This is a genomic window from Aquabacterium sp. (assembly GCF_021768455.1).
Lineage (GTDB): Bacteria > Pseudomonadota > Gammaproteobacteria > Burkholderiales > Burkholderiaceae_C > Aquabacterium.
The window spans coordinates 1-5,713 of sequence record NZ_JAIZVX010000205.1 but is presented as its reverse complement, the minus strand read 5'-3'; the positions used below and the strand labels follow the sequence as shown (position 1 = coordinate 5,713).

Genomic DNA, 5,713 nt, shown 5'->3' with positions numbered 1-5,713 from the left:
TCTGATTTAAAAGGGAAATTTGGTTCGCGTCGGCCGGAAAGCCGCGTCAGTACTGGATGGACCTACCGTCGAAAATTGCACGGCAATCAAACAGACCCCCAGTTCCTTTCCTGGAAAATTCCGTCTTCGGATCAACAACGCGACACAACCGCCTATCGCCGCTTTCTGGATCAGCTGGCGCATCGATTGCGTGCCTATCTGAAGCGCCGCTTGGTTAATATGCACGATCACATCGAGGACATCGTGCAGGAGACCTTGTTGGCGGTGCATAACGGGCGCCACTCCTACCGGGCGGAGCATCCGCTGACCTCGTGGGTGCATGCGATCGCCAAGTACAAGCTCATGGATTTCCTGCGGCTGCGCGCGCGCGGCGATGCGCTCAACGATTCGCTGGACGACTGTGAAGAGATATTTAGCAATGCGGACGAGGAAGTGGCGGAAGCGCGGCGTGATGTGCATGTGCTGCTTGCGCAGCTGCCCGATCGTCAGCGCTTGCCCATACAGTTGGTGAAGCTGCAGGGGTTGTCGGTCGCGGAGGCCGCGCAGGCTACCGGATTTTCAGAGTCGGCCGTCAAAATTGGCGTCCACCGGGGACTCAAAGCGCTTGCGCTGCATATCCGCAGCGTCAGGTAGAGGCGGACAGGGGCGCTCCCTATAGAGCGCGGCGACGATCAGGCCGGCCATCGCCATGGCTAAGCCAGGTGCGTCGCCCGGCTGCGGCACGGCGCCCAGGAAGGTCCAGCTGAAGACAGTGGAAAGCGCCGGCGTCATCACGGGAAAAATCGCCGCCCTCGATGCGCCGAGCATCTGGACCGTTTTGGCGGAGGCATAGATGACGCACGCTCCGGCCAGCACGCCCTGAACTAGCACCTCGGTCCAGGCGAGCGACGTGGTGGCGGCGCGCAACGTGGTCGCGCCAGTCGCGTACAGGTAGATGGGACCGTAAGTAATCAGCGCAAGGAAGGAAGTGACGGAAGTGGCAAGCAAAGCGTCGAGCTGGTATTTCCTCAACAGGATGAATAATCCAGCCCACATGGCGCCGGCCAGGATGAACAGCAGGTCGCCGATCAGGGCGCCGCTGTCGAATGGATCGGGCAGCAAGCGCCACAGCATGGACAGTCCCAGCACCACCATCGCGGCGCCGAGGATGTGCGCGGCGCCGAGCCGGTCGGCAAGAAATGCGGCGGCCAGCAGCATGCCCATCAGGCTGGTTGATGCAGCCGGAAAAATCGCGGCATGGCTGGCCGGCGCAAATTGAAACGCGGTGAAGATCACCAGGCCGAACAGCGGGCCGGCAAGCAGCGCGACGCCGATCAGGGCGTAGCGCTTTTCCAGCAGGTCGCTGCGGTCCCGCTTCAGGTGATACAGCAGCACGGGCGCGGTGACGACGGCGGCCACGCAGTACCGCAGGAAGGTGATGTCGTAGGGCGTGAGCCCTTCATGCAGACCCATCCGCGCAAACACGGTGTACAGCGCGCTGGCCATGGCCGTGAACAGTCCCGCGCCGATACCTAGGGCGGCGCAGGATTTATGTGGCGTGCTGCAGTTCATGGACGCTTACAACGCGACGCGCGGGAAGTCGATCTCCGTGCCGGCCAGGTTGTTGAAGTAGTTGGTCAACACGTTCAGCGCGACGGCGGCCACGACCTCGGCGATCTGTGCATCGCTCAGGCCGGCATCGCGGGCGGCGGCCAGCTCGCCATCGCTGATCTGGCCGCGTGCGCGCAGCACCTGATGCGTCAGGGCGGCGACGGCGCTGCCCTGGCCCTGGCGGGCAGCGGCGATCGCATCGGCCGGCAAGCCGGCACCTTTGCCCATCAGCGTATGCGCCGACAGGCAGTAGCCGCAGCCATTGAATTGGGCAGCGGCGATCGAAACGATTTCGCGGTCCTTGGCGCTCAGGGCGCCTTGTTGCAGGGCGTCGTTCAGTTGCAGGTAGCCGGCCAGGGCCGCAGGGGAGTGGGCCAGGGTGCTGAACAGGTTGGGCACCATGCCCAGTTTCGCCTTGGCGCCGGTCAGCAGGGTCTGTGCGGCAGGAGTGGCTTGGTCGATGGTGAGTGCGGCAATGCGGGTCATGATGTCTTCCTTGGTTGGCGTGCGGGATTGCACAAGACACATGTTGAACTTTTCGCTGGGTCGCATGGCATCCGATCGTCTCGTTATGCGTGCCGATCGTCTCCATCTGGAAGAGTAACTGCTTTAAATTGGTATGACGGGTTATTGCTGTCGGGGTAACCCTGTAATTGATGTTTTATAGGTTATATAAATCAACTCAAGGAGATTCGATCATGACCATCAAATCGCTGTTATTGATGCTTAGCGCAGCCGCGGTGCTGAGTGTTGCTGGCCCGAGCCGCCCGGCACAGGCGGAAACCCACTATAAGACGGTGCAGGTGGACGGGCTGTCGATTTTTTACCGCGAAGCGGGGCCTGTCGATGCGCCGACCGTGCTGTTGCTGCACGGCTTCCCTTCGTCGTCGAGAATGTACGAGCCGCTGTTTGCGCGCCTGTCGTCACGCTACCACCTGATCGCGCCGGACTACCCCGGTTTCGGGCACAGCGACGCTCCGTCGGCGGCGACGTTTGCCTACACCTTCGACCATCTGGCCAAGGTGATCGACCACTTCACGGCGGCGGTCGGCCTGAAACAATACGTGTTGTACATGCAGGACTATGGCGGACCGGTGGGCATGCGGCTGGCGCTCGCCCATCCTGAACGGGTGCGGGCGTTCGTGATCCAGAACGCGGTATCGCACGACGCCGGCCTCGGCCCGCTGTGGGCCAAGCGCCGCGAGTTCTGGGCCGACCGCGCCGGACATGAAACGGCGCTGCGGACGGTTTTCCTGGCGCCGGCGACGACTCGGCAGCGGCACATAGGATCGAATCCGGCGCACGACACGGTCGATCCTGACCGCTGGGATGACGAGCAGATGCTGCTGTCGCGTCCCGGCCAGTCGGACATCCAGGCGGACCTGTTCTACGACTACCGCACCAATGTCGCCAGCTATCCCGCCTGGGGCGCCTGGCTGCGCGAACATCGGCCGCCGTCGCTGGTGCTGTGGGGGCGTTACGACCCGTCGTTCCAGATCGATGAAGTCGCCGCATATCAGCAGGATGTGCCCGACGCCGAAGTGCACGTGCTCGACGCGGGACATTTCGCCGCCCAGGACAAGCCGGACGACATCGCGCGGCTGATGGCAGCGTTCCTGGATCGCCTGCCCAAGCCCGCTAAGCCATGACGTCCGCGTTTGCGCGTTATGGGGGGGGCCGATGGAACGATCAGCAGTTCACTGATGTCAATCCGATTCGGCCAAGGTGCAGGAGGCGAGGCGCTAGCGGCACAGTCGACCAGATGGCGCTGTGCCGCCGGCACTGCGATCAGATTTTGCTGACGATCAGATTGCAGATCTGGTTGTGCATGTCCTGCAGATCCTGCGGCGCTTTCGAAAAGCTCATCTTGCGGTCCATGGCAATGCGCGCGTCGTGCAGCGACTTCGAGGTCGGCTTGTCCCAGCTGTTGCCAAGCAAACCCTTCATGATCACGGTCGCATGCTTTTCGGCTTCCGCGTCGGTTAGCGACTTGCCCAGCAGCGTGGCGCCGCGCTTGAGCGAATCGCCGTGGATGGTGACGAAACAGCCCAGCATGGCGTCACGCGCTTCGATAGGCGTGACGTCGGCGCCGGATTTTACTTTGTCTAACATTTTTTTAACGTGCATGATGTTCTCCTGTGGAGTTTGTGGGACTGCTTGAGGTGTATATTGCGCCGATAGTCGACTGCATTGCATTCCGGGAGTCTCAACTTATGTACCAATCGTCTTATGCAAATTGATCAGCTCTCAGCGATGCTTCAAGGTTTTAACGTGCATGCCGGCGTGTTCTACAACGGCAGCCTGTGCGGCATCGCCAGCTTTGGTGAGGACGGCAAGCCGGACGGGCATCTGCACTTGCTCAGGTCGGGTAGGATGCGCATCCATCTGTCCGACGGCAAGATCATGCCGGTGCAAGGGCCGAGCCTGATCTGCTTTCCCCGCGGCGTGAAACACCGCTTTTTCGTGGCGGACGGCGAGGCAGTGGAACTGACGTGCGCATCGCTGCAGTTCCAGGGCGGCGCCCACAATCCCATCGCGCAGGCGATGCCTGAAGTGGTAGCGATACATATCGATGAACTGGTTCAAGCCGGCCCCTTGCTCGCATGGCTATTCAGCGAAGCGCAGGCGTCCGGAGAAGGGCGCATGGCGATATTGGACCGCTTGTTTGAGCTGCTCATTATCCAGATCCTGCGCCATCTGATCGCGCATCAGAAAATCGAAGGGGGACTGCTCGCCGGATTGTCGGATCCACGCCTGGCGCGCGCACTGGGAGCCGTCCACGCCCATCCGGCGGCCGATTGGACCATCGAGTCCATGGCGACCACGGCCGGCATGTCCCGGGCGCGGTTTGCCGATCACTTCCGCGCCACGGTCGGCGCGACGCCGCTGGATTACCTGACGCGCTGGCGCATCATGCTGGCGCAACAGCAATTGCTGGCAGGGCAGCCGATGAAGCTGATTGCCGGCCAGGTCGGGTACGAAAGCCCGTCCGCGCTGGCGCGCGCATTCCGGCGCAAGATGGATTACACCCCTGCAGAGTGGCTGAGCCGGCAACGCAATTGATCCGGCACTGTGCGCAGCGCAAGAGCGGCGCGAGCGGCCGCGCTGGATTTCGCTGATCCCGATAAGGCGCGTCAGTCGTCGAAATGGGGGATCACTGGTCGGTGCCGCCGAAAATAATCGACCTTGTCGATCACAGCATCCGGATGGCGAGTGCGATAAGCGCTCAACAAGGATGCCGCAACCGATGCCGTGTTTCATTTCCATCCTTTTAAAAACTTATCGGTTTTATATATTGATAGACATTCAAATCCCCATCGATAATACAAGATTGTCCGGATTAAAAAATCCACAAAAACTGGTGTTTGGATCTACCCAAAATTGGCTATGGGGGGATGCGGACAAAATCTTGGACTATTTGGGAGTAGTCCATGTATTCATACGAAGAGCGCCTTCGGGCAGTAAAGCTTTATCTGAAGTACGGGAGGCGCCTTCAAGCGACCATCCGCGAGCTGGGTTATCCGACGAAGAATTCGCTCAAAGCTTGGTGCGCCGAATTTGAGGAGGGAGGATACTTACAGCAGAAATACATGCGCTCGCTTCCAAAATACTCGGACGAGCAGAAGAACACCGCCATCGAGCATTACGTCAATCACGGGCGGTGCTTTGCTTTTACCCGCCGGACGTTGGGCTATCCCTCTCGACAAAAGCTTTCCGAGTGGGTTGGCGAACGCTATCCAGAAACTAAGAAAACCGTTGTTGGCAAGGTGAGCAAACCGGCAGCCTCATTGGACTCGAAGCGCGCAGCTGTCTACGAGTTGTGTACGCGCGAGGGCAGTGCGCAGGATGTAGCCTCAAAGCTGGACGTCGCCCGTGTGACGCTGTACAACTGGAAGAATCAGTTACTTGGCCGAGAGGCCCCGGCATCCATGAAACGAGAAAAGAGCCCGCCATCAGAATCGGACCAGAACGATCTGGAACAGCAGGTCGCGGCGCTCCAAAGTGAAATTCGCAATCTGAAGCTGGAACACGACCTTCTTAGGGGTCTGTTTGATTGCTGTGCAATTTTCGACGGTAGGTCCATCCAGTACTGACGCGACTTTCCGGCCGACGCGGACCAAAT

6 protein-coding genes and 1 pseudogene are annotated in these 5,713 nt (G+C 60.4%); 4 read left to right on the top strand and 3 right to left on the bottom strand.

Going from position 1 to position 5,713, the window contains the following annotated elements:
- Positions 1 to 117 precede the first annotated feature (117 nt).
- Positions 118 to 633 carry a sigma-70 family RNA polymerase sigma factor gene (locus tag QZ994_RS18465; RefSeq protein ID WP_244207692.1) on the top strand — a complete coding sequence of 172 codons (516 nt, stop codon included), beginning with the start codon at positions 118 to 120 and terminating at the stop codon, positions 631 to 633.
- Here QZ994_RS18465 and QZ994_RS18460 read toward each other — a convergent pair.
- Together QZ994_RS18460 and QZ994_RS18455 are read right to left on the bottom strand one after the other, a co-directional pair.
- Positions 559 to 1,551: a DMT family transporter gene (locus QZ994_RS18460; protein WP_106357713.1), complete on the bottom strand. Its 993-nt coding sequence runs from the start codon at positions 1,549 to 1,551 to the stop codon at positions 559 to 561. The two genes, QZ994_RS18465 and QZ994_RS18460, sit on opposite strands and share 75 nt — an antisense overlap.
- A 6-nt stretch (positions 1,552 to 1,557) precedes the next feature.
- The gene (locus QZ994_RS18455) at positions 1,558 to 2,076 is read right to left on the bottom strand and encodes a carboxymuconolactone decarboxylase family protein (protein ID WP_106357733.1); all 519 of its coding nucleotides are present in this window, start codon (positions 2,074 to 2,076) and stop codon (positions 1,558 to 1,560) included.
- Positions 2,077 to 2,288: 212 nt separating this feature from the next.
- On the opposite strand from QZ994_RS18455, the gene QZ994_RS18450 reads away from it, so the two are divergent.
- A complete protein-coding gene (locus tag QZ994_RS18450; protein WP_106357711.1) occupies positions 2,289 to 3,239 on the top strand; it encodes an alpha/beta fold hydrolase in 951 nt (316 codons plus the stop codon).
- A 139-nt stretch (positions 3,240 to 3,378) separates the two neighbouring features.
- Here the strand turns inward: QZ994_RS18450 and QZ994_RS18445 are convergent, their stop codons facing one another.
- Complete coding sequence (locus QZ994_RS18445) at positions 3,379 to 3,717, bottom strand: hypothetical protein (protein WP_290877102.1); 339 nt, start codon at positions 3,715 to 3,717, stop codon at positions 3,379 to 3,381.
- 102 nt (positions 3,718 to 3,819) lie between these two features.
- Between QZ994_RS18445 and QZ994_RS18440 the strand changes: the two genes are divergently transcribed.
- Together QZ994_RS18440 and QZ994_RS18435 are read left to right on the top strand one after the other, a co-directional pair.
- Positions 3,820 to 4,653, top strand: coding sequence for an AraC family transcriptional regulator (locus QZ994_RS18440; protein ID WP_279630473.1), 834 nt, complete (start codon positions 3,820 to 3,822; stop codon positions 4,651 to 4,653).
- Positions 4,654 to 5,021: 368 nt separating this feature from the next.
- Positions 5,022 to 5,633: pseudogene (locus QZ994_RS18435) on the top strand (transposase); the annotation flags it as partial.
- Between the last annotated feature and the right edge of the window lie 80 nt (positions 5,634 to 5,713).

What these genes read in the sequence shown, in the direction of transcription:
- QZ994_RS18440 (WP_279630473.1), top strand. Translation starts at nt 3,820, where the DNA reads ATGCAAATTGATCAGCTCTCAGCGATGCTTCAAGGTTTTAACGTGCAT.
- QZ994_RS18445 (WP_290877102.1), bottom strand. Translation starts at nt 3,717, where the DNA reads ATGCACGTTAAAAAAATGTTAGACAAAGTAAAATCCGGCGCCGACGTC.
- QZ994_RS18450 (WP_106357711.1), top strand. Translation starts at nt 2,289, where the DNA reads ATGACCATCAAATCGCTGTTATTGATGCTTAGCGCAGCCGCGGTGCTG.
- QZ994_RS18460 (WP_106357713.1), bottom strand. Translation starts at nt 1,551, where the DNA reads ATGAACTGCAGCACGCCACATAAATCCTGCGCCGCCCTAGGTATCGGC.
- QZ994_RS18455 (WP_106357733.1), bottom strand. Translation starts at nt 2,076, where the DNA reads ATGACCCGCATTGCCGCACTCACCATCGACCAAGCCACTCCTGCCGCA.